Here is a 22110-nt window from a genome sequence, read left to right as displayed (position 1 = left end):
GTTAAGCGGGCCAAGATGGGCTGAACAAGCAAACTTTCAGTTAGGCGTGAGTTCGTGAATTAATCGACTAAACCCTATCTAAGATAGTGATTTGTTGTCGGTAAATACTGCACCGAAGTCCGAGAATACTTATAGAAAGCGCGTTTCACAACGAAACTTCCTACGAAAATTTGGCCCCCCCTGCGCGATGACATCAGCAATTGAGAATATAGAAGATGGCAAATGGAACACTGTCCTGATTACCCATTCGCCACTGCACGGATGAGCGGCGACACAGAGCCATTGCCATGGAACGAACCCGAACGCAACGTAATGAGATGAGGGATGCCAGTGACAACCGTGAGGATGGCCACATGGGCCTCTTCGACGCGATGGCCAAGCCAGGGGTGGGGGTAGGAAGATCTGCCCCTGATCGGGACGTGCATGCACAAACGTCTTTCCAAGGTTACCGCGCTGATGCGGCGATGTTCAGCAGCGAGGACTCGAAATTCACGGTTCCCCATCAAACTCACTTGGGGCTGCTGCGCAGCCTATCGCGGTCGGTCCGGCGCCCCGGCAAGACCGCTACACAAGCCCCAGTACTTAGCAAAGGCACCGGTCGCGTACCCCAAATCAAACTCAATGCCCGCCCCCCGGCCCCGCCTTGGCCGTAAACGGCGGCTTCGCGAACCAGACCAACAAAATCAACCCTGCGAACACCCACGTCATCAACATGAAGTAGTCCACCGTCGACATCATGTAAGCCTGCCCGTTGAGCACCTGCTCCAGCTGCGCATAGTTGTGCAGGTTCGCCCCACCCATCTGCTCAAGCGTGTGCCGCGTCGCCGGCTCGTACTGACTGATGTGCTCACTCAAGTAGGCATGGTGCTGGTCAGCCCGTCGAATCCAGATCCACGTCGTCAACGAAGCCGCGAAGCTCCCACCCAATGTGCGCAGGAACGTTGCCAAGCCTGATCCGTCGGCTATCTGCTGGGGCGGCAGGTCCGACAACAGGATGCTCAGTGTGGGCATGAAGAACAGCGCAACCCCAATCCCCATGAACAACTGCACCAATGCCACATGCTGGAAATCCACCTGGCTGGTGAACCCCGCCCGCATGTAGCAGCTGCTGCCGATGGCCAGGAACGCTAGCCCTGCCAGAATCCGCAAATCGAAGCGATGCGCGTACTTGCCCACGAATGGTGACATGATTACCGGCAATATCCCGATAGGCGCCACCGCCAGGCCCGCCCAGGTGGCGGTGTAGCCCATCTGTGTCTGCAACCACTGCGGCAGGATCAAGTTGATGCCGAAGAACCCTGCATAGCCACCCACCAGGACGATGGTCCCCACGCGGAAATTGCGGTGGGCGAACAACCGCAGGTTTACCACCGGGTGCCGGTCGGTGAGTTCCCAGATGACGAACACGGCCAAAAACACGACGGAGATCAGCGTGCCGATGATGATGAACGAGGACTCGAACCAGTCCAGGTCATTGCCTTTGTCCAGCACCACCTGCAACGCCCCTACCCCAACAATCAAGGTCAGCAGCCCTATGTAGTCCATCGGCTGCCGGCTGGTGACCACTGGACGATCGCGCATCTGCTGGCGCACCACCGCAGCGGCGAACAGGCCGATAGGCACGTTGATGAAGAAGATCCATGGCCAGCTGTAACTGTCCGTGATCCACCCACCCAGGATGGGCCCGGCAATAGGCGCCACAACCGTTACCATGGCCAGTAGCGCAAGCGCCATACCCCGCTTGGCAGGGGGGTAGACCGCAATCAGCAGGGTCTGGGTCATGGGATACAACGGACCGGCTACCACCCCTTGCAACACCCGAAAGCCTACAAGCTCCGGCATCGATTGGGCGATCCCACACAAGAACGATGCCAGCACGAACAGCAAGGTCGCCCACAGGAACAACTTCACTTCGCCAAAGCGCCGGCTCAACCAGCCCGTCAGCGGCAAGGCGATGGCATTGCTCACGGCGAACGAGGTGATGACCCATGTCCCTTGCTCGTAACTGACCCCCAAGTTGCCCGAGATGGTCGGCAAGGCCACGTTGGCAATGGTGGTGTCCAGCACCTGCATGAACGTGGCAAGCGACAAGCCGATGGTGGTCAGCAGCAGGCTTGGCGGGGTGAACTGGGCAGTGGCGTTATTGCTCATCGCTGAGCCGTCTTGCCAGACGCGCTGTTGTCACGGATCAGTTGCTCGATCAGCTTGTCCGCCTCGACCAACTGGCGATCGTAGACGTCGGTGGTGTAGCTCGCCTGTTGCGGCGGTTGCTGGGCCAGGGCCGGGCCACTCTGGTCGTGCAGGTCCACATCCACAACCGTGGACAGGCCGATTCGCATGGGATGGTCCTTCAACTGGTCGGGGTTCAGGTGAATCCGCACCGGCACCCGCTGCACGATCTTGATCCAGTTGCCGGTCGCGTTCTGCGCAGGCAGCAAGGCGAAGGCGCTACCGGTGCCGGCACCCAGGCTGTCCACCGTGCCGCTGTAGGTGACGTCGCTGCCATACAGGTCGGCAGTGATCTCCACCGGTTGGCCGATGCGCATCTGGCGCAGCTGGGTTTCCTTGAAGTTGGCGTCGATCCACACCTGGTCGAGCGGGATCACTGCCATGGTGGCAGTACCGGGTTGCAGGCGCTGCCCGAGCTGCACGCTGCGCTTGGCAACGTAGCCGGTCACCGGCGCGACCAGCGTGGTGCGCGCATGGGCCAGGTAGGCCTGCCGCAGATCGGCCGCCGCGGCCATGACTTCCGGGTGCGAAGCCACCACGGTATCGTCGACCAAAGCAGCACTGGTACTCAGTTGCTGGCGGGCACTGTTGACAGCCGCCTGGGCAACACTCAGGTCATCGCGCGCATGGGAAAGCTCTTCGCCGGCAATGGCGCCGCTTTCGGCCAGCACCTTGCGCCGGTTAAAGTCCTGCTGAGCCTTGCGCAGTTCGGCTTGGCGCGTCTGCAACTGTGCCTTGAGCGAATCGACGTTGCTGTACAGACCACGCACCTGCCTTACGGTACGCGCAAGGTTGGCTTGAGCCGATTGCAGGGCCACCTGGCTGTCGGCCGGGTCGAACTGCAGCAAGACCTGGCCGGCATGTACCAGGTCGCCATCGTCGGCGCCAATGCTGGTGACCGTCCCGGTCACCAATGGCGTGATTTCGACCACATTGCCGTTGACGTAGGCGTCATCGGTGCTCTCGTACCAACGCCCAACCAGGCTGTACCAGGCCCAGGTGCCCAACCCGCCGAGGATCAGCAGCACCAGCAGGCCAATCAGCCAGAGCTTGCGCTTGCGCGAGGAGGCAGGTGCCTCGGTAGGTGCAGGGGTGTCTGAGGAAGTGTCCATGACAATACCTTGGAATAAAGGAAACGGGGTTCAACGATCACCGAAACGACGGATCGTCAGCGGATCGCCAGCGCCAAGCAGTACCTTGGCCAGCAGACGCTCCAGGTCTTGGAGCTCATCGGCTGCCAGTGCGCCACACAGCTCGTTCATGGCGGCAGCGCCGATCTCGGGCAAACGGTCGGCCAGCCGCTGGCCATCGGCGGTCAACGCCAGGCGCACCACGCGGCGGTCCGTGGGGCATCGGGTGCGTACAAGCAGATCCTTGTGCTCCAGGCGATCGAGCATGCGCGTCATCGATCCGCTGTCCAGACCCAGGTAGCGGCAGACCTCAGCGGGTGTATCGACCTGGTACTGCGTCACGATGATCAACACCTTGAACTGCGCAGCCGTGACGCCCTCGGACTCCAGATGCCAGTCGAGAATCCGGTCCTTCAGAAGCGCCGCACGGCCCAGCAACATGCCGATGGCGCACGTCTCGAAATTGTCAGGCGAGAAATGGGGCATGAATGATTGCTCGAACAAGTGTGTGCAAATATTACTGCCTAGGCAGTGAATGTCAAAGACTTAATTAGCTTGCTATGTACGCGTACCGAGGGCCTTTAGTCATGGCGCGAAGCGTTCTCAAAAGCGAAAAAATTTGAAAGCTTTCGCCGGAAAAGACCGGGAAATGAAAGGGATTAGCGGCTTGGCGTGTTCCTCGACGCATCGGTGGAACGTTAGAATGCGCAAAACCCGGAGCCGCGATGAATCAAGACCGCCCTACTATCCACATCGATGACAGCATGGCCGATGCCGCTGCGCACTGGTGCATGCGCCTGCATGAAGGCGATTGCACGACTGCAGAGCGTGAGGCGTTTGCCCGGTGGCTGGCAGCCGATCCGCGTCATGCCGAGGAATACCAAGCCATGCTGGCTATCTGGCACACGGCTGACCTGCTGCCGCGGCCCGCTCAAGCGATCGGGCACGCTGGCCCGGTCAGGCGCAGCGGTCGCAGATGGCGCGCCCAGGCTTACGCAGCCGTCATCGCATTGGCGGCACTCCCGTTGGTGGGATGGATCGGCTGGGAGCAAGGCTGGGTTCCCAACCGCTACCAGCATTTCGAGACCACGGACCACATGCAGACCGTGCAGTTGAGCGACGGCAGCACGGTGCAGCTCAACCTGAACACCGACCTGACCTACCTCAACTTCAAGCACCAGCGCCGTGTCACACTCAAGCATGGCGAGGCATTCTTCACGGTGCACCACGACAGCACCCACCCCTTCGTGGTCCGTGCCGGCAATGGCCAGACCCGCGTGACAGGTACCCGCTTCAATGTCTGGAAATACCAGGACAGCGTTAAAGTGACCCTGGTCGAGGGATCGGTGCTGGTCTCCAGCGAGGGCAAGACGGGCTATCGGCTTGGCCCTGGCATGCAGGCCATCTACCGCAAGGGCGATTTCGAGCCTCAACTGCTGGAAAACAGCAACTTTGCCGACGCGCTGGCCTGGCGCAGCGGCAAACTGGTGCTCGACAACTTGACCCTTGAACAAGCACTGCCGGCCATAAACCGCTACCTCGACAAGCCGCTCAGGCTTGCCGATTCCGGTACCGGTCAGATTCGTATCAGCGGCATCTACAACACCCGGGAGGTAGGCCAGCTGGTCAACAACCTGCCCAAGGTGCTGCCGATCTACCTAACCCGCAGCAACGACGGCAGCACGGTGCTCAACCGTATCTCGCCGCCGCCCGCCAAGCGCTGAGCCGCCTGCTGCTAGAGCGTCATCGCGGCCAGCCACCCGAAGGCCAGCAGCGGCAGATTGTAGTGAATGAATGTCGGCACCACCGTGTCCCAAATGTGATGGTGCTGCCCGTCCACATTGAGCCCGGAAGTTGGGCCCAGGGTGGAATCCGAGGCTGGCGAGCCTGCGTCACCCAACGCGCCTGCCGTACCCACGATACACACGGTCGCCAAAGGGTCGAAGCCGAGCTGGACGCACAGCGGTACGAAAATCGCGGCCAGAATCGGTACGGTGGAAAACGACGAGCCGATGCCCATGGTGACCAGCAGGCCCACCAACAGCATCAGCAAGGCCCCTACCCCTTTGCTGTGGTTGATCCAATGCGCCGACGTTTCGACGAGGCTTTGTACATCACCAGTGGCTTTCATGACGTCTGCAAAGCCTGAGGCGGTGATCATGATGAAACCAATCATGGCCATCATCTTCATGCCTTCGGTGAACAGGTCATCGGTGTCGCGCCACTTAACGATGCCCGACAGCGAGAAGATCAGAAAGCCGACCATTGCGCCGATGATCATCGAGTCCACCAGCAGCTGGACGACGAACGCGGCAACGATCGCAATGCCGGCCACCAACAGTGTCATCGGGTTGTAGCGCACGCTTACCTGCTCGACCTGCTCGATGCGCGCCAGATCGTAGTCGCGTTTTTTCCGGTAGCTGACAAACACGGCCAACAGCAGGCCTACCAACATGCCAGCGGCGGGAATGGCCATGGCGTGGGTGACGTTGACCCCAGTGATATCGACCCCTGCACGCGCTACGTTGGCCAGCAGAATCTGATTGAGGAAGATATTGCCGAAACCCACTGGCAGGAAAATGTAGGGCGTGATCAAGCCGAATGTAATGACGCAGGCGATCAGGCGCCGGTCGATGCGCAGGCGGGTCAGCACATAAAGCAGCGGCGGTACCAGCAATGGAATGAAGGCGATGTGAATGGGCAGAATATTCTGAGACGAGACGGCCACCACCAGCATCAGGCCGATCATCAACCATTTCACCCTGCCAGCTTGGTCGTGGCCTTGCCGGTCGATCATGGCCAAAGCCCGGTCGGCCAAGGCATGCGCCAGGCCGGATTTGGCGATGGCCACGGCAAAGGCACCCAGCAGCGCGTAGGACAGCGCCACGGTGGCCCCGCCACCGAGCCCGCCATTGAAGGCCTCAAGCGTGCCTTGCACGCCCAGACCGCCGACCAGCCCACCTGCCAGGGCACCGACGATCAGGGCAATGACCACATGTACGCGGGACAGGCTCAGTATCAGCATGATGCCAACCGCGGCAATCACTGCATTCATGGGGGGCTTACCTCACTGGGGACAAAAAAGCGCGCACTCTGACGCAGTGCACGGCAGATGTCAAAACTGCCACGCAGCGGCGATTTGCCCGCAACCGGGCGGATTAAATTGAATGTTTGAATAAAGAAAAGTCTGTAGGCGCCGATACCCACCTGGGGCTGGAAATCGCCTCGCCCGTGCCCTAACCCTTACTTGTCAAAAAAAGGGATCTGCCCCATGCCTCTGCGACACCTTTCCATCCAATGGAAAATCACATTGCTGGCCGGCCTGTGCCTGGCCGGCATCGTCACCCTGCTCATCGGGTTGTCCCTGTACCGGATGGACCACAGCTCGGACCTGGTCAAGGCCAGCAGCATGCAGATGCTGACCGAATCGGCCCAGTCGCGCATCGAATCCCAGGGCGAGGTACAGGCCCTGAACATCCGCCGCCAATTCATGGATGCCTACCAGTACGGCGCGGGCTTTGCCAGGCAGGTACTGTTCCTGCGCGAACAGGCCGAAAAGCGCTTTCTCGATGCGTTCGACCTGCGCGAGGACATGACCCGGCAGGTGCGTGCCGCGCTTCAGGCCAACCCCGATCTGCTGGGCCTGTCACTGGTGTTCGAGCCCAATGCGCTGGACAGCAAGGACAGCCTGTTCGCCGGCCAGGCACAGCTTGGCAGCAACGAAACCGGCCGCTTCGCCCTGTACTGGTCGCAACCGCACGTGGGCCAGCTGACCTCGATGGCTCTGCCCGAGCGCGACATGGCCGACACTTCCATCGGGCCTAGCGGCCAACCTGCCAATACCTGGTGGGTATGCCCGCGCACGTCGGGCAAGGTCTGCGTGGTCGAACCCTACTTCTATGCCATCGATGGCCAGCAGGTGCTGATGACCAGCATCGTCTTCCCGCTGGTGGTGGACGGCAAGGCGATCGCCACGCTGTCGGTGGACATCAACCTGAACAGCTTGCAGGCACTGAGCGAACAGGCCAGCCGCAGCCTCTATGAAGGCCGCACCACCGTGGGCATTCTGAGCCCAGTGGGCTTGCTGGCAGGTTACAGTCTAGATGCCAGCAAGCTCTCCCAGCGCTTCGACCAGATCGACACGACCAAGGGTGCAGACCTGGTGGCCAAGATGGCCGACGGCAAAATGACCATCATCAATGATCGCCAGCGCCTGAAAGTGCTCGCGGCCTTCCGTCCGATTCCGGACGCCAAGCCATGGGGCGTGTTGCTGGACGTCCCTGAAAACGCCCTGACCGGGCCTGCCGAGGCACTGAAACAGGAACTGGACGCCCTCAACACCAGCGGTACCCTCCTCGAACTGGGCCTTGGCCTGGCAGCAGCCATCTTCGGCCTGCTGATGGTGTGGCTGATGGCCCGTGGCGTTACCCGCCCGATCCTGGGCGTGGCGGCCATGCTCAAGGACATCGCCAGTGGCGAAGGTGACCTGACCCGCCGTTTGACCTACGACAAGCAGGATGAACTGGGCGAACTGGCGGGCTGGTTCAACCGTTTCCTGGACAAACTGCAGCCCACCATCGCCGAGGTAAAACAGTCGGTACAGGCCGCCCGCTCAACGGCCGATCAGTCATCGGCCATCGCTACCCAGACCAGCGCCGGCATGGAACAGCAATACCGCCAGGTGGACCAGGTAGCCACCGCCTCCCATGAGATGAGCGCGACCGCCCAGGACGTCGCCCGAAGCGCTGCGCAAGCCGCGCAGGCGGCACGCGACGCCGACCAGGCCACCCGCGAAGGGTTGGCGGTGATCGATCGCACCACCCACAGCATCGACTCACTGGCCGCTGACATGAGCACGGCCATGGCCGAGGTGCAGGGCCTGTCGCAGAACAGCGAGAAAATTGGCTCCGTACTGGAGGTCATCCGCTCGATTGCCGAGCAGACCAACTTGCTGGCGCTCAACGCCGCCATCGAAGCAGCCCGAGCCGGTGAGGCCGGGCGCGGCTTTGCGGTGGTCGCCGACGAAGTCCGCAACCTGGCCCAGCGCACCCAGGAGTCGGTCGAAGAAACCCGCCAGGTCATCGAAGCCTTGCAGGACGGTACCCGCGAAGTGGTGGGCGCAATGGACAACAGCCATCGTCAGGCCCAAAGCGGCGTGCAGCAGGTGGGCCAGGCCGTGACCGCCTTGCAGCGCATTGGCCAGGCGGTGACGGTCATCACCGACATGAACCTGCAGATCGCCTCGGCAGCCGAGGAACAAAGCGCGGTGGCTGAAGAAATCAACAGCAACGTGGCAACCATTCGCGATGTCACCGAGTCGCTGTCCGGCCAGGCCAACGAATCGGCGAGGGTCAGTCAGTCGCTCAATGCCTTGGCCAACCAGCAGCAGGCATTGATGGACCAGTTCCGCGTCTAAGTCTGCCGCCTGCGCCGCGTCGTCTACACTTGCCCCATCCCCGAAGGGCTGTAGACGACGAGGTTAGGCATGAAACGAGGTTCATCGCTGCTGTTCGGGGTGCTGTTCGCCCTGGGTCTGGCCACTGCCGACAGCGCTGGCGCTGCCGATCAGAAATCGCCCATTCGCTTTGGCGCCCTTACCTGGGAAAGCGGTGCCTTCACCACCGAACTCCTGCGCGTGATCGTCGAGCGTGGCTACGGCTACGCCACCGAAACACTGCCTGGGAGCACGGTCAGCCTGGAAGTCGCCCTGGCCCGTAACGACTTGCAGGTAATCGCCGAAGAGTGGGCGGGCCGCAGCCCTGCCTGGGTCAAGGCCGAGCAGGCAGGCCAGGTGTTTGCACTGGGCGACACGGTCAAGCATGCCGAAGAAGGCTGGTGGGTACCGGCGTATGTCATCGAAGGCGATGCGTCGCGTAACCTCAAGCCCTTGGCACCTGAGTTGCACAGCGTCGAAGACCTAAAGCGCTACGCCCCGGTGTTCCGCGACCCCGAATCACCCGACAAAGGCCGTTTCCTTAACAGCCCCAGTGGTTGGACGTCCGAAACCGTGAACAGCCAGAAGCTCAAGGCCTATGGCCTCGACGAACTGTACACGAACTTGCGCACAGGGTCGGGGGCCGCAATGGATGCCGAGATCGGGTCGGCTATTCGCCGGGGCCAACCCGTGCTTTTCTACTACTGGAACCCTACGCCGCTCATGGGCCGCTACAAGCTCGTGCGGCTACAGGAACCTGCATTCGATGCCCAGGCCTGGGCGACGTTGACCGACCCTGCCAACCCAGCTCCAACAGGCAGCAGTTCGCTGCCAGCCAAACTTTCGGTTGGCGTGTCCAAAGCCTTTCGTGAGCAATACCCGGACTTGGTCCAGGTGTTCGAGCGGGTGGACCTGCCTATCGACCCGCTCAACCAGGCACTGGCGCAAATGAGCGAAAAACGGACCCCTCCCCGTGACGCCGCCTTGGCGTTCATGCGCCAGCACCCGCAAGTGTGGAAGGCTTGGCTTCCCGAGCACGTGGCCACCAAGGTCGAGGGCGGTCTGTGAGCAATGGTTTTCCCCAGGCTTTGCAGTTTTCCTTCGCCGACCAGGTCAACCGCATGGTCGACTGGTTGGTACTCCACTACGGGGATCACTTGCGCAGCGTCTCCGACCAGTTGCTGCAAGTGCTCGTCGGCCTGGAAAACCTGCTGCGGCTCATGCCGTGGTGGCTACTGCTGGCGGGGGTCGGTGCGCTGGCCTGGCATGCGTGCCGAAGCCTGCTGCGAAGTTGTGTTCTGGTAGGGCTGCTGGCACTCATCGGCATGCTGGGGTTGTGGGACAAACTGCTGCAAACCCTGGCGTTGGTGCTGGTCAGTACCGGGCTGTGCGTGCTGGTGGGCATACCGTTGGGCGTCGTGCTGGCAGCTCGGCCGTTGGCAAGACGCCTGGTAATGCCGGTGCTCGACGTGATGCAGACCCTACCCGCCTTCGTCTACCTGATTCCCGTGTTGATGCTCTTCGGCCTGGGCAAGGTGCCTGCGGTTTTCGCGACCTTGATCTATGCCCTGCCCCCTTTGGTGCGGCTCACCGAGCTTGGGTTGAGCCAGATAGACCCATCGTTGCTCAAGGCTGCCCAAGGCCTCGGCGCGACCCGCGCTCAGCGACTCAGGCGCATCGCCCTGCCCCTGGCGCTGCCCAGCATCATGGCCGGGCTCAATCAGTCGGTGATGATGGCCCTGTCGATGGTCGTGGTCGCGTCGATGATTGGGGCGCGAGGGCTGGGTGAAGATGTACTGGCAGGCATCCAGACGCTGAACGTCGGCCAGGGCGTCGAGGCAGGGCTGGCCATCGTGGCACTGGCCATGGTCATCGACCGGATCAGCCAGGCATATGGGCGTGGACGGCGTTGAAAGGCGTTAGCCAGGCCGGTGGGACGGGCATGGCCAAGCGGGTGTCCGGCCGGTAGTCTGTGCAACGTACTCGGCCACGGATCTGTCTCCATGCTGCATGTGCTGTTGACCACCCTGCTTCCGATCATCCTGTTGATCGCCCTGGGCACGCTGCTGCGGGTGCGTGGCTTCGTCGCGCAGAGCTTCTGGCCAGGTGCCGAGCGCCTGAGCTACTACGTGCTGCTGCCCTCGTTGTTCCTCCATGGCCTGGCCACTGCCAACCTGGACGGGGTGCCGGTGCTGGGCATGGTCGCGGTGCTGATGCTCTCGACCCTGTCCGGGGCATTGCTGCTGGTGCTGTATCAAGGCGTTCGCCAGCACGACGGCGCCGACTTCACCTCGCTGTTTCAGGGTGGCATCCGGTTCAACAACTACATCGGCGCGACCCTGGCCGCGGGCATCTATGGCAGTGCGGGTATCGCCTTGGCAGCAGTGGCCAACGCAGCCATCGTGCCACTGGTCAATCTGCTCTGCGTGCTGGTCTTCGCGCGCTTCAGCGCCCGGCACAGCTCGCCGCTGGCGGTACTGCGGGCAATCCTGGCCAACCCGCTGATTCTAGGGTGTGCGGGGGGCATGCTGTTGCGGGTGACGGGGCTTGGGTTGCCAGCTGGTATCGAACCTACCCTCGGCGCGCTGGGCCATGCCGCGTTGCCGCTGGGGTTGCTGTGCGTTGGTGCGGCACTGGGTGGTGCACGTATCGGTGATCAGGCCCAGCCATTGATAGCGGCTTCTGTGTTCAAGTTTCTGGTAATGCCAGCGACGACATGGGGCTTGTGCCGCCTGCTCGGTCTCAATGGCCAGGCCGCTGTAGTGGCGGTGCTTTTCCAGGCGCTGCCAACGGCATCGTCTTCCTACGTCATGGCCAGGCAAATGGGCGGCAACGCGCCCCTCATGGCGACCATCATCGCGGTACAGACGGTGATGGCGGCGGCCACGCTTCCTCTGGTCCTTTCATTGCTACTGGGCTAACCGCCGCGCAAACCCAGCATGGCCCACGTCATGCTGGGTACACGTCGGGTCCAGGCCCACCAGGCGCTTACCACCAACGTTTGGCCTGGACATCGCCGCACTTTTTGCCCGGGCTGCGGTCTACTCTCCCTTACGACCGACAATGATTGCAGGCGTTTTCAATGCGTTGCACAGCTCGGGTCAAAACCATCGGGCTTGTGTAGGATAGGCAGCGCCTACTCGCCGCTGCCAGCCTCAGGGAGAACCATATGCGCGTCCTGTCATCTGTCGCTGCCTTCACGCTTGGGCTGATCGTTTCGTCCCAGGCGCTGGCTGTCACGGGCGAAGAAGCACAGCTGATCGCGTCGATCAACGCATACCGCAGCCAGGCGCAGCCCTGCGGCGAGCAAGCTTCGCTGGAACTACCGCCGCTTAACAGCGACACTCGCCTGGCGCTGTCTCCTGAAGGCACCCGTGACCTTCAGCAGGCCATGACCCGCGCCGGTTACCCGATGGTCAATGTGCAGGCGATCAGCCTCTCTGGTCCCCGTGATGCACGCGCAGCCATGCACGCCATCGAAGAAAGCTTCTGCCAGGTGGTGCTCGACCCTCAGTTCGTCGACATCGGCGTCAGCCAGGAAGGGCGGGACTGGCGCGTTGTGCTGGCTCGCCCCCTGCTCTCTGGCCGCTTGGGCGACTGGCAAGCGGAAGGGCAAAAGATGCTCCAGGAAATCAACGCCGCGCGTCAGCAACCCCGCCAGTGCGGCGGCCAGCCCTACGCCGCCGCCCCTGCACTTGGCTGGAACACGATGCTGGCCGGGGTGGCGGCCAGCCACACACGGGCCATGGCCAACCAGAATTTCTTCGATCACATCGACAAAGAGGGCCGCACCCCAGGCGACCGGGCTGAGCTTGCCGGTTATCTGTACCAGCAGATTGGCGAGAACATCGCCGCCGGGCGCGACACGCCGCACAAGGTGGTTCAAGGCTGGCTGGACAGCCCAGGCCACTGCGCAATCCTGATGAGCGCCGACTTCCGGGAGCTCGGCGCAGCCTATGCCGTAGACCCGAAGAGCGATGCCGGCATCTACTGGACGGCCCTGTTCGGCTCGCCGCAGTAGCGCCAGCTTTCACCAGCGACAGCCAACACCCGCAGTCTTGGCCCCGGGCTTCTTGCAGGCCGGATCAGAAACCCAGCGTGGCGGACAGCAGGTAGGTGCGTGGTGTCGACAAGGTCAGCCCCGGCTCGGCGTCATCCGGCGCGCCTGCTGAGCTCCAGTAACGATCATCGAGTACGTTTTCGACGCTGGCGCGTAGGGTCACCTGCGTGTCGTCCAGCTTGAACGCATACCGTGCCCCCACGTCATAGCGCTCCCAGCCGTCGATTTTCTTGCTGTTGTTCTGGTCCAGGTACTGGGAACTCGAGTGCGTGCCACGTGCCGTCAGGGTCAGCCCCTGCACCCCCGGCACATCCCATTCGGCACCCAGGTTGACGTTGTACGCGGGCGTTGCAGGCGCACGGTTGCCATCGTAGGCACCTCCGACGGTATCGGTCAGTTCGCTGTCGATGTACATCACCCCGCCCAGCACACGCACCCCTGTGGTGGGTTCACCGAACACGTTCAGCTCCACACCGCGGTTGTTGCGCTTGCCATTGGGGCCGAAGACCCGGGAGCCGGGGTTGGTTTCATAGGCAGGCTGACGGATTCTGAAGGCGCTGGCCGTAAACGCCACTTTGCCCAGGTCATACTTGGCACCCACTTCCACCTGGCGGCTGGTGAAAGGTGGGAATATCTGGTCCTCGTTGATCGACGTGGACGGTGCGATCTTGCCTTGGCTCAAGCCCTCCATGTAGTTGGCATACACCGACAGCTCGTCCGTGACCTTGTACAGCACGCCACCGGAGGGCGAGACCTTCTTCTCGTCATACGCCGTATCGCCTTTGACCCCATCACTCCAATCGTCCACCTGCACCCGCTGCCAGCGCAGCCCTAGGGTCAACAGCAATCGGTCATCGAAAAAGCCGAGGGTGTCGGACAACGCCAACCCGGAGAACCGGTTCTCGGTGTAATCCTTCGAATCGAGCCGCGTTGGGGTACCTGGCGTCGGCGTAGCCGTAGGATGGTAGAGGTTGCCGGGTGAGGAAGCGTAACGAGCCCCCCCATTGGTGAAGTCCATGTAGTAATACGTTGCAGCCAGGTTGACCTCGTGGCTGACCGGCCCAGTGTGTAACCAGGTTCTCAAGCCTGCCAAGGCGGTGCGCACCGATTCATCCCTGCTGAAATCGCGGGGCTGGATGGTGAAGTCGCCAGCATTGTTAATCAGAGAAACGTTATGGCGCAGGAAATCGTGCCGGCTCTCCCTGGCACCCACTGCGCCATAGGCCAGCACAGAATCGCTGAGATCATATTCGGCGTGCAGTGCCCCGAAGGTATCGTTGGTGCGCGCCTTGCTCCACGCCTGGGCGTAGTTGCGGTGCACACCGCCAGCACGCGGTACCTGGGCGCGGGGCCCAACCAGCACACGTTCCTGGGGGGCATCAGTATCACGCTCGGTATGCCCGAGGTCGGCCGAAAGCCGCAGGCGCTCGCCGCGAAAATCCAGCCCCAGCACGGCCATTTCGCGGTCCACTTGCTGGTGGTCCCACTCGGTATCGCCGGACTGTTTCACCGCATTCAGACGCATGCCGAACTGCTGCTGGTCGCCGAACCTTCGCCCTACGTCAACGGCCCCGCCTACCTGGCCCGCCGAGGCGTAGCTGCCGGTGAACTCGGTGATCGGCGTGTCACCGGCGCGTTTGGGTTGGATGTTGATGCCGCCGCCGACGCTGCCCCGTGGTGCGATGCCGTTGATCAGTTGGCTAGGGCCCTTGATGATGTCGACCCGTTCGGCCATCTCCATATCGATCGAGTAGGTAGGCAGCAAGCCATAGAGGCCGTTGTAGGACACATCACTGTTATACAAGCTGAAACCGCGAATGGTGAACTGCTCGAAACGCCCACCGGCCGGGTTGGTGGCACGAACCGAAGGGTCACTGGCGACCAGTTCGCTCAGGGTGCGCGCCTGTTGGTTCTTCACCAGATCGCTGGTGTAGCTGGTGATGCTGAACGGCGTTTGCATGAAATCGCGCGCACCCAGCAAGCCTTGTGCGCCCTGGCGAGCGACCTGACCGCCTGCATAAGGGAGCGCCTCGTCGGTCGTCGGTGGGCCGCCGACGATGCTGGTAGGGGCTATTTCCAGCGCGCCCCCTTGCTGCGGCGACGGCATGAGCGTAAAGGCATCGTGGCCCACAGGTACCCATTGCAGACCGCTGCCGCGTAGTAATTGCCTGAAGCCTTCATCGACGCTGTACTGGCCGGCCAGCCCTTCACTACGCAGGCCCTTGACCAGCGCCGGGTCCAGCGACAAGCTGACCCCTGCTTGATCGGCGAAGCGGGTCAAGGCCGCCCCCAGGCTCGCCGCTGGCACTTGGTACGTGCGCCGGACTGGCTCGTCGGCCCAGGCGGGAATGCCCAGTAGCAGGCTCATGGCGAACAATGGGCGAGCTGCGCGCACCCATGGGCGCAGGTGAATGGACTTTACTGCAGGCATCGATGAGGCTCCCCTTTATGGTGTTCTACGGGTAATGACAGGCGAGCACGAAAAAGGGGACAGCATCGCGTTGATATCACGTGCAATGCGCCGCAACGCAGCGCTCGGGTTCGAGCCTCAGGCAGTCGTTGTTCGCGGCACCAGCGTGATCCAATAGCGGGTACGGGCCACCACCTGCACCGGCAGGCTCGCGGCGAGCAGCGCCAATACCCGGTCGGTGTCATCCAGGCGGAAGGTGCCGGTAACCCTGAGCCTGTCCAGCGCCGGATCCCAGCGCAGCACGCCTGGGCGATAGCGGCTCAACTCCACCAGCAGGTCGCCTAGACGTTGATCGTCCAGGCGCAACACGCCATCTCGCCACCCCAGTCGCCAAGCTTGAAGAGGACCGACATTTCGCAGACCTGACGCCAGAACGGCAGCTTGCTGGCCGGCGGTGAGGCGCAGGCGATCTCCCTTCAGCGGCTGAACGTCTGCCCGGCCCTGGACAACTGCAACCTGACACCCTGGTTCGACCAGGCGGATGCACACCTGCCCCGGGCCAAGGGTTGCACCACCCACTGTCACCTGACCTGAAGGCACCTGGATGGTCAGGGGTTGAAGGCCAGGCGTGTCGACTGAAACTTCGCCGCGTCGCAACCACAGTCTATGATTGGCAGCGTCCACGTCGACAGCGCTGTCGGTGTTCAACTGCACCTTAGTGCCATCCCCCAGCGTCATGAGCCGCCGTTCACCCACACCCGTACGCAGATCAGCAGCCCAGGCCTCAAGGGGCAATTCGCGGCTCAACCACCAAGCCGTAGGCACCAGCGCTGCCAAACCGAGCATTTGAACAAGCGCGGCACGTCGACCGTGATCGGGACGGTCAAGGGTGGCCATGGCCAAACTGGCAGGCAACCCGGTAAAGCGCTCACGCAAGCGCAGCGCCTGCTGCCAGGCAGCCTCATGCACAGCGCTTTGCCCCCGCCACTGCTCAAGCCCGGTCAAGTCCGCCTCGCGGGTATCGCCTGAATCGATGAGCGCCAGCCACTGGGCGGCCTCGCGCAACGCCTCCCGTTGGTTCACAGGTGGGCTCACTGAAGTTCGGCCAACAGGCAGTGCTCGTAGGCCTGCGCCATGTAGCGCTTGACCGAACGCTCACAAACACCAAGCCGGCTGGCGATTTCGGCGTAGCTCAGCCCTTCGAGCTGGCTTAGCAGAAAAGCCTTGCGCACGACCGGCTTCAAACCGTCCAGCAATTGATCGAGCGCTTGCAGCGTTTCAAGCAACAACCAGCGCTGTTCGGGCGAAGGCGCGTGCTGTTCAGGCAGGTGCACCAGGGCCTCAAGGTAGGCTTTCTCGAGGCTGCGGCGTTGGTGAAGGTTGCTTAGAAGTCGCTTGCCGACCGTCAGCAGGTAGGCGCGTGGCTCGCGGATGTCGGTCAACGGCTGGGCGCTGGCCATCACGCGAAGGAAGGTATCCTGACTCAGGTCGGCCGCATCCCAGGCATTGCCCATGCGCCGTCGTAGCCAGCCTTCGAGCCAGCCGCGGTGCTCCTGGTAAAGGTCAGGGAAGCTTTGCGTGGGCGGCGGCGCGGCTTCGAACATGGACAAGTCCCTGCGATGATGTAAATAGGATTAATTCTAATTTACATCTCATCGCAGGGCCAAGCCCTTTATCACGGCTTACGCAATGGCCGCATCTACCAGCACCTGGGCTTCCTGAACCAATCGTTGCAAGTGGGCCTCGTCGACAAAACTTTCCGCGTAGATCTTGTAGATGTCCTCGGTGCCAGACGGGCGGGCCGCGAACCAGCCATTGGCGGTGATGACCTTAAGACCACCGATCGCCTGCCCATTACCCGGCGCGTGGCTCAGGATCTGCAGGATCGGCTCTCCAGCAAGCTCGGTAGAGGTCACCTGCTCAGGCGCAAGCTTGCTCAACAACCCTTTCTGGCGGGCATCAGCCTTGGCCTCGACGCGGGTAGCGAACGGCTTGCCCAGCGCCTGGGTCAGCTCGGCGTACGCCTGGCTCGGGTTACGTCCCGTCCGGGCGGTCATCTCCGCAGCCAGCAAGGCCGGGATGAGGCCATCCTTGTCGGTTGCCCATACCGAGCCGTCGCGGCGCAGGAACGAGGCACCCGCACTTTCTTCGCCACCAAAGCCCAGCGAGCCCTCGAATAGACCCTGGGCGAAGAACTTGAAGCCCACGGGTACTTCGTACAGCTCGCGGCCCAACCGCTCGGTCACGCGATCGATCAGGCCGCTGGACACGACCGTCTTGCCGACGGCCGCGTCGGTGCGCCACTGTGGACGGTTGCGGTACAGGTAGTCGATGGCCACGGCCAGGTAATTGTTAGGTTGCAGCAAGCCGTCGGGCGTGACGATGCCATGGCGATCATGGTCCGGGTCGCAGGCAAAGGCCACGTCGAAGCGCTCGCGCAGGCCGATCAAGCCCTGCATGGCGTAGGGTGACGAAGGGTCCATGCGAATCTGGCCATCCCAGTCGACGCTCATGAAGCGGAACGTCGGGTCGACCTCGGTGTTCACCACTTCCAGGTCCAGTTGATAGTGCTGGGCAATGGCCGACCAGTAGCGCACCCCTGCCCCACCCAGCGGGTCCACGCCCAAGCGCAGCTTGGCTGCACGGATGACCTCGAAGTCGATGACGTTTTCCAGGTCTGCCACGTAGTGGCTGATGTAATCGTGACGATGGGTGGTAGGAGCCTGCAGGGCCTGGGCGTGGTCGATGCGCTTGACCCCCGCCAGCCCGGCTGCCAGCAATTCGTTGGCCTTGGCTTCGATCCACTTGGTGACGTCGCTGTCGGCCGGGCCGCCGTTGGGCGGGTTGTACTTGAAGCCACCACTTTGCGGCGGGTTGTGCGAGGGTGTGATCACCACGCCGTCGGCCAGGCCGTCCTGGCGCCCACGGTTGTAGCAAAGGATGGCGTGGGACACCGCCGGTGTCGGGGTGTATTCGTCGTCCTTGGACAACATCACCTGTACACCGTTGGCAGCCAGCACTTCCAATGCACTCGCCGCGGCAGGCGCCGACAGCGCATGGGTATCAGCACCGACGAACAGCGGGCCATCGATGCCCTTTTCCTGGCGGTACAGGCAGATGGCCTGGGTGATGGCCAGCACATGGTGTTCGTTGAAGCTCAACTCGAGCGAAGTACCCCGGTGCCCCGATGTGCCGAAAGCGACACGCTGGCTTGCCACGCCAGCATCCGGCCGGCCGGTGTAGTAGGCCGTGAGCAGGCGGGGAATATCGACCAGCACGCTGGCTGGAGCCGGCTTGCCTGCCAAAGGACTGAGCGTCATGCATTAACCTCGAGTTCAGCGAAATGTGGGGGTTAGAGCGTGCAGTGTACTGAGAGTTGCAAGTGCGCGCGATGCAGTGCACGAAAGAAACCGTGGGTATCGCTCAAGGACAATTCGACGCCTACCGCCGTCGCTGCCCAGGGAGCGTATCGAGGCCCTGCCCATGCGGATCTTGGCACACGCCAGGCGGTCAGAAACCTTGTCGAGCACACCCCCTGCTGTGAGGCACCATGGCTTTCCATCGTCTAACGCGCACCCATCCTAGATTGAGCTTGGCCACAGGCGTAGGGTTGCTGGGCGCCTGGCTGGTCCCTGTCACTGACCCTGTGCAACGCCTGTTGGCGGGTTGGAACATTGGCGTTTGGCTGTACCTGATGCTGGTACTCTGCCTCAGCTGCACCGCAAGCCCTGCAAAGGTTCGCAGGGTGGCCCACAGCGAAGACGAAAACGCAGGCCTGGTGCTGCTTACCGTCTGCATCGCGGCAATCGCCAGCCTGGTCGCCGTGACGCTGCAACTGGTATCCAGCCGCGGGCTGCATGGCAGCGCATTGACGGCTCACTACTTGTACACCGGGTTCACCGTCGCAGGCTCCTGGCTGCTGATCGGCTGCATCTTCAGCCTGCACTATGCGCGGCTGTTCTATGCAGAGACGGCCACGGCGCCGCCTTTACGCTACGCCGATGGAGAAACCCAGCCGGACTACTGGGACTTTCACTACGTGTCGTTCACCATCAGCGTGGCCGTTCAGACATCCGACGTGGGTATAGCCGGTAGAGCGATGCGGCGGGTGGTACTGGCCCACTCGCTCGTGGGGTTCGTGTTCAACACCGCCATCCTCGGTTTCACCATCAATATTGCGGCTGGATTGCTTGGGTGACCGTCCGCCGGTCGGATTTCACGAATTCAAGCCGTACTCGGCCCTATAGGTTCCAAGAGCCCGTCGCGCGTACCCACGCCGGGCCTGGATCAGGGCGCTCGGTGCGCTCGCCAGGGGGGCAAAATGTGAAGATGCGCCTTGACCTGCTTCTGAAAGTCCTCTGCGCTGTGTTGCAGATCATGCCCTGCAACATTTGTCACATTTGCAAGTGAGAATGCCGTCAACCAGGTGCTATGGTTACTTTCCCGGCAGCCACAGTACGCGGCCGCCCTTCACCAGCTTTCAGTCACGTACAAGGAGGCTCGGATGAACAAGATGACCTTCCCCAACGCCTGCCAGGTCATGCGCTGGCACTTCCATCCGCTGGGCTTCGAAGCCAACATGGATGCGCCGCGCAGCATGGTGGCGCGGCTGTTCGACAGAAGCACGGGCGAAACCTTGCTGGCCATAGCGGGCATCCCCTGCATGGCCATCATGGCTGCCAGCGATGTCGAGCGCATCATCGAAGCGGTCGAAGCTGAACTCGAAGCCTTCCAGCCCCCGCCCCTGCTGCGCAACGCCAGTTAACCCATGACCGGGCCCGGGCTCGACCCCAGCAACTGCTCGGCCGGCACGGGTCGGCCGAGCAGGTAGCCCTGAAGCGCATCGCAGCCCAGCCGCGTCAGGAAGGCTTGCTGACTTGAAGTCTCGACCCCTTCTGCAACGATTCGCAATCCCAGTGCGCGGCCCAAGGCTACGATGGCTGACACGATGGCCGCATCCTCGCCCTCATCCTCCAGCTCGCGTACAAACCCTCGGTCGATTTTTAGCTCGTTGGCCGGCAAGCGCTTGAGGTACATCAGGCTGGAATAACCTGTACCAAAGTCGTCAATCGACAGGTCCACGCCCATGTCCGAGAGCTGCTGAAGGACAGTCAGGCTCACCTCCACGTCGGACATCGCCGTGGTTTCGGTGATCTCCAATGTCAGGCAGTTGGCGGGCAGTGCATGGCGTTCCAGAGCGCGCGCCACGCTATCAAGCAACCCCGCGTGGCAAAACTGGATGGCCGACAGGTTGACCGCGATCCGCCAACCCTCGATACCTTCATCCAGCCACAGGCGCATCTGGCGACATGCCTCGTCCAGTACCCAGTCACCGATGGAAATGATCAGGCCGGTCTTTTCCGCAAGGCTGATGAAACGGTCAGGGGCCAAGAGCCCGTGCTGCGGATGCTCCCAACGCAGCAGCGCCTCGGCGCCGATCGGTTGACACTGTTTGGCGTCGAACTTGGGTTGGTAATGCAGACGAAATTGCCCCGCCGCCACTGCCAGGCGCAAATCCTGCACCAACTGCAACTGCTGCCGGGCATTGCTGTTCATCGAGGCGTCGAAAAAGCTGTAGCCATTCTTGCCTATTCGCTTGGCGTGATACATGGCGGCGTCGGCGTTGCGCAGCAGCTCGTGCTGATCCTGACCGTTGCCGGGATACAGCACGATACCCAGGCTGGCCGAAAGCTGCAGGTCATGCTCAGCCACCTTGAAAGGCCGTGAGACCAGGTTCACCTGCTTGATGGCAACGTTCATGGCATCGCTCGGGTCCTGCAACTCGACCAGGAGCACAAACTCATCCCCGCCGATGCGCGCCAGTGTGTCCTGGCTGTGCAGGTGCCCGCGCAATCGCGTCGCCACAGCTTTGAGCAGCAGGTCTCCGGCATGATGGCCAAAGGCATCGTTGACCGGCTTGAACCCGTCCAGATCAATGAACATCAGCGCAAAGCAACCGCCCTGCTCGGCTACCTTGGCGATGGCCAGTTCGATGCGGTCAGCCAGCAGGCTGCGATTGGGCAGGCCTGTGAGCGTGTCGTGCAATGCCAGCTGAGTCAGCTCCTGGTTGGCCAGGGTCAGCGACCTGGCCAGCGCCGCCGTGCGGGCCTCGAGGCGCGCGTCCAGCACGGAGGTCAGCAAGGTCACAAGCAGCACCGCGAAGGTGGTGATCAGAACCAGCGACACCAAGCCATCCCCCTCCAGGCCACCGGGCAGGGCACCGCAGAAACTGCCCTGGGGAAAACCAGCGGCCGCCATACCGGTGTAGTGCATGCCGACGATGGCGATCCCCATGAGCACCGCTGCCAGCCCACGGATTTGACGCACGTAGGGGGTCTGTCTGCGCAGCCGGAACGCGATCCACAACGCCGCCGCCGAAGCGCCCACCGCGATCAGCAGCGAAGCCAGAAACAGACTCGGGTCGTAGTCGATGCCGGGTGTCATGCGCAGCGCTGCCATGCCGGTGTAATGCATGCTGGCGATACCGGCTCCCATGATGAGCGCGCCGAGGGCAAGCTGCAGGGCGGGCAAGCTGGGCTGGCTGACCAGCCAGAGGGCGAAGCCCGAGGACAGCACCGCAATCAGCAGCGAGCATGCGGTCAACGTCAGGTCATAGCCCAGCTCGATTGGCAGTTGCAAGGCGAGCATGCCGACAAAATGCATGGACCAGATGCCGGTTCCCATGGCCAGCGCCCCGCCGATCATCCACAGCGAGGCGGCATACCCCCTGGCGGTGGCAATGCGTCCGGCAAGGTCCAGAGCCGTGTAGGACGCCAGGATGGCCACGCACAAGGAAATCAACACCAGCGAAGAGGAGTAGCTAGCGGTCAGCATTTTGCGAAGTACC

General features: G+C 62.3%; 17 protein-coding genes and 1 pseudogene. 9 read left to right on the top strand and 9 right to left on the bottom strand.

What is annotated here, in order from left to right; genetic code table 11:
- Positions 1–618: 618 nt before the first annotated feature.
- Genes ACF8E5_RS18450 through ACF8E5_RS18440 form a run of 3 tightly spaced genes read right to left on the bottom strand, consistent with a single transcriptional unit; the run spans position 619 to position 3845 of the window.
- Positions 619–2151, bottom strand: coding sequence for a DHA2 family efflux MFS transporter permease subunit (locus ACF8E5_RS18450; RefSeq protein ID WP_058638313.1), 1533 nt, complete (start codon positions 2149–2151; stop codon positions 619–621).
- The gene (locus tag ACF8E5_RS18445; RefSeq protein WP_392475641.1) at positions 2148–3341 is read right to left on the bottom strand and encodes an efflux RND transporter periplasmic adaptor subunit; all 1194 of its coding nucleotides are present in this window, start codon (positions 3339–3341) and stop codon (positions 2148–2150) included. Before ACF8E5_RS18445 ends, ACF8E5_RS18450 begins: the two co-directional genes overlap by 4 nt.
- Before the next feature lie 30 nt (positions 3342–3371).
- A complete protein-coding gene (locus ACF8E5_RS18440; protein WP_058638315.1) occupies positions 3372–3845 on the bottom strand; it encodes a MarR family winged helix-turn-helix transcriptional regulator in 474 nt (157 codons plus the stop codon).
- Positions 3846–4084: 239 nt separating this feature from the next.
- Here ACF8E5_RS18440 and ACF8E5_RS18435 point away from each other — a divergent pair, with 239 nt between their 5' ends.
- A complete protein-coding gene (locus ACF8E5_RS18435) occupies positions 4085–5083 on the top strand; it encodes a FecR family protein (protein WP_392475639.1) in 999 nt (332 codons plus the stop codon).
- A gap of 11 nt (positions 5084–5094) precedes the next feature.
- Here ACF8E5_RS18435 and ACF8E5_RS18430 read toward each other — a convergent pair whose 3' ends face one another.
- Entirely contained in the window at positions 5095–6414 is a 1320-nt protein-coding gene (locus ACF8E5_RS18430; RefSeq protein ID WP_196185476.1) for a Na+/H+ antiporter family protein, read from the bottom strand.
- A 216-nt stretch (positions 6415–6630) separates the two neighbouring features.
- Here ACF8E5_RS18430 and ACF8E5_RS18425 point away from each other — a divergent pair.
- The 6 genes and pseudogenes from ACF8E5_RS18425 to ACF8E5_RS18400 form a co-directional block, all read left to right on the top strand.
- Positions 6631–7917 (top strand): annotated as a pseudogene (locus ACF8E5_RS18425) (HAMP domain-containing protein); the annotation flags it as partial.
- A gap of 102 nt (positions 7918–8019) precedes the next feature.
- A complete protein-coding gene (locus ACF8E5_RS18420) occupies positions 8020–8775 on the top strand; it encodes a methyl-accepting chemotaxis protein (protein ID WP_371259672.1) in 756 nt (251 codons plus the stop codon).
- Between the two features lie 69 nt (positions 8776–8844).
- Positions 8845–9861 carry an ABC transporter substrate-binding protein gene (locus ACF8E5_RS18415; protein WP_058638319.1) on the top strand — a complete coding sequence of 339 codons (1017 nt, stop codon included), beginning with the start codon at positions 8845–8847 and terminating at the stop codon, positions 9859–9861.
- On the top strand, positions 9858–10706 hold the full coding sequence (locus tag ACF8E5_RS18410; protein WP_078478541.1) for a proline/glycine betaine ABC transporter permease: 849 nt from the start codon (positions 9858–9860) through the stop codon (positions 10704–10706). Before ACF8E5_RS18415 ends, ACF8E5_RS18410 begins: the two co-directional genes overlap by 4 nt.
- A gap of 90 nt (positions 10707–10796) precedes the next feature.
- The gene (locus ACF8E5_RS18405; RefSeq protein ID WP_392475638.1) at positions 10797–11714 is read left to right on the top strand and encodes an AEC family transporter; all 918 of its coding nucleotides are present in this window, start codon (positions 10797–10799) and stop codon (positions 11712–11714) included.
- A 248-nt stretch (positions 11715–11962) separates the two neighbouring features.
- Positions 11963–12814: a CAP domain-containing protein gene (locus ACF8E5_RS18400; RefSeq protein WP_196185472.1), complete on the top strand. Its 852-nt coding sequence runs from the start codon at positions 11963–11965 to the stop codon at positions 12812–12814.
- 64 nt (positions 12815–12878) lie between these two features.
- Here ACF8E5_RS18400 and ACF8E5_RS18395 read toward each other — a convergent pair whose 3' ends face one another.
- From ACF8E5_RS18395 to pgm, 4 genes are all read right to left on the bottom strand, one after another.
- Positions 12879–15284: a TonB-dependent siderophore receptor gene (locus tag ACF8E5_RS18395; RefSeq protein WP_392475637.1), complete on the bottom strand. Its 2406-nt coding sequence runs from the start codon at positions 15282–15284 to the stop codon at positions 12879–12881.
- Between the two features lie 117 nt (positions 15285–15401).
- Positions 15402–16358, bottom strand: coding sequence for a FecR domain-containing protein (locus tag ACF8E5_RS18390; RefSeq protein ID WP_058638323.1), 957 nt, complete (start codon positions 16356–16358; stop codon positions 15402–15404).
- Positions 16355–16867 (bottom strand): sigma-70 family RNA polymerase sigma factor, encoded by a 513-nt coding sequence (locus ACF8E5_RS18385; protein WP_392475636.1) that lies wholly within the window; start codon positions 16865–16867, stop codon positions 16355–16357. The genes ACF8E5_RS18390 and ACF8E5_RS18385 overlap by 4 nt, the downstream gene beginning before the upstream one ends.
- A 78-nt stretch (positions 16868–16945) precedes the next feature.
- Positions 16946–18583 (bottom strand): phosphoglucomutase (alpha-D-glucose-1,6-bisphosphate-dependent), encoded by a 1638-nt coding sequence (pgm, locus tag ACF8E5_RS18380; protein WP_197844050.1) that lies wholly within the window; start codon positions 18581–18583, stop codon positions 16946–16948.
- A gap of 230 nt (positions 18584–18813) precedes the next feature.
- Between pgm and ACF8E5_RS18375 the strand changes: the two genes are divergently transcribed.
- Both ACF8E5_RS18375 and ACF8E5_RS18370 read left to right on the top strand, forming a co-directional pair.
- On the top strand, positions 18814–19461 hold the full coding sequence (locus ACF8E5_RS18375; RefSeq protein WP_392475635.1) for a DUF1345 domain-containing protein: 648 nt from the start codon (positions 18814–18816) through the stop codon (positions 19459–19461).
- A gap of 306 nt (positions 19462–19767) precedes the next feature.
- Complete coding sequence (locus tag ACF8E5_RS18370; RefSeq protein WP_196141795.1) at positions 19768–20028, top strand: DUF1652 domain-containing protein; 261 nt, start codon at positions 19768–19770, stop codon at positions 20026–20028.
- Here the strand turns inward: ACF8E5_RS18370 and ACF8E5_RS18365 are convergent.
- Positions 20025–22097, bottom strand: coding sequence for a putative bifunctional diguanylate cyclase/phosphodiesterase (locus ACF8E5_RS18365; RefSeq protein ID WP_392475634.1), 2073 nt, complete (start codon positions 22095–22097; stop codon positions 20025–20027). The genes ACF8E5_RS18370 and ACF8E5_RS18365 overlap by 4 nt on opposite strands.
- Positions 22098–22110: the final 13 nt, after the last annotated feature.

The organism is Pseudomonas sp. WSY_20, from assembly GCF_043104335.1.
Taxonomy (GTDB): Bacteria; Pseudomonadota; Gammaproteobacteria; order Pseudomonadales; family Pseudomonadaceae; genus Aquipseudomonas; species Aquipseudomonas parafulva_B.
Note: the sequence above shows the minus strand (reverse complement) of the source record. Positions and strands in the feature narration are given on the sequence as shown.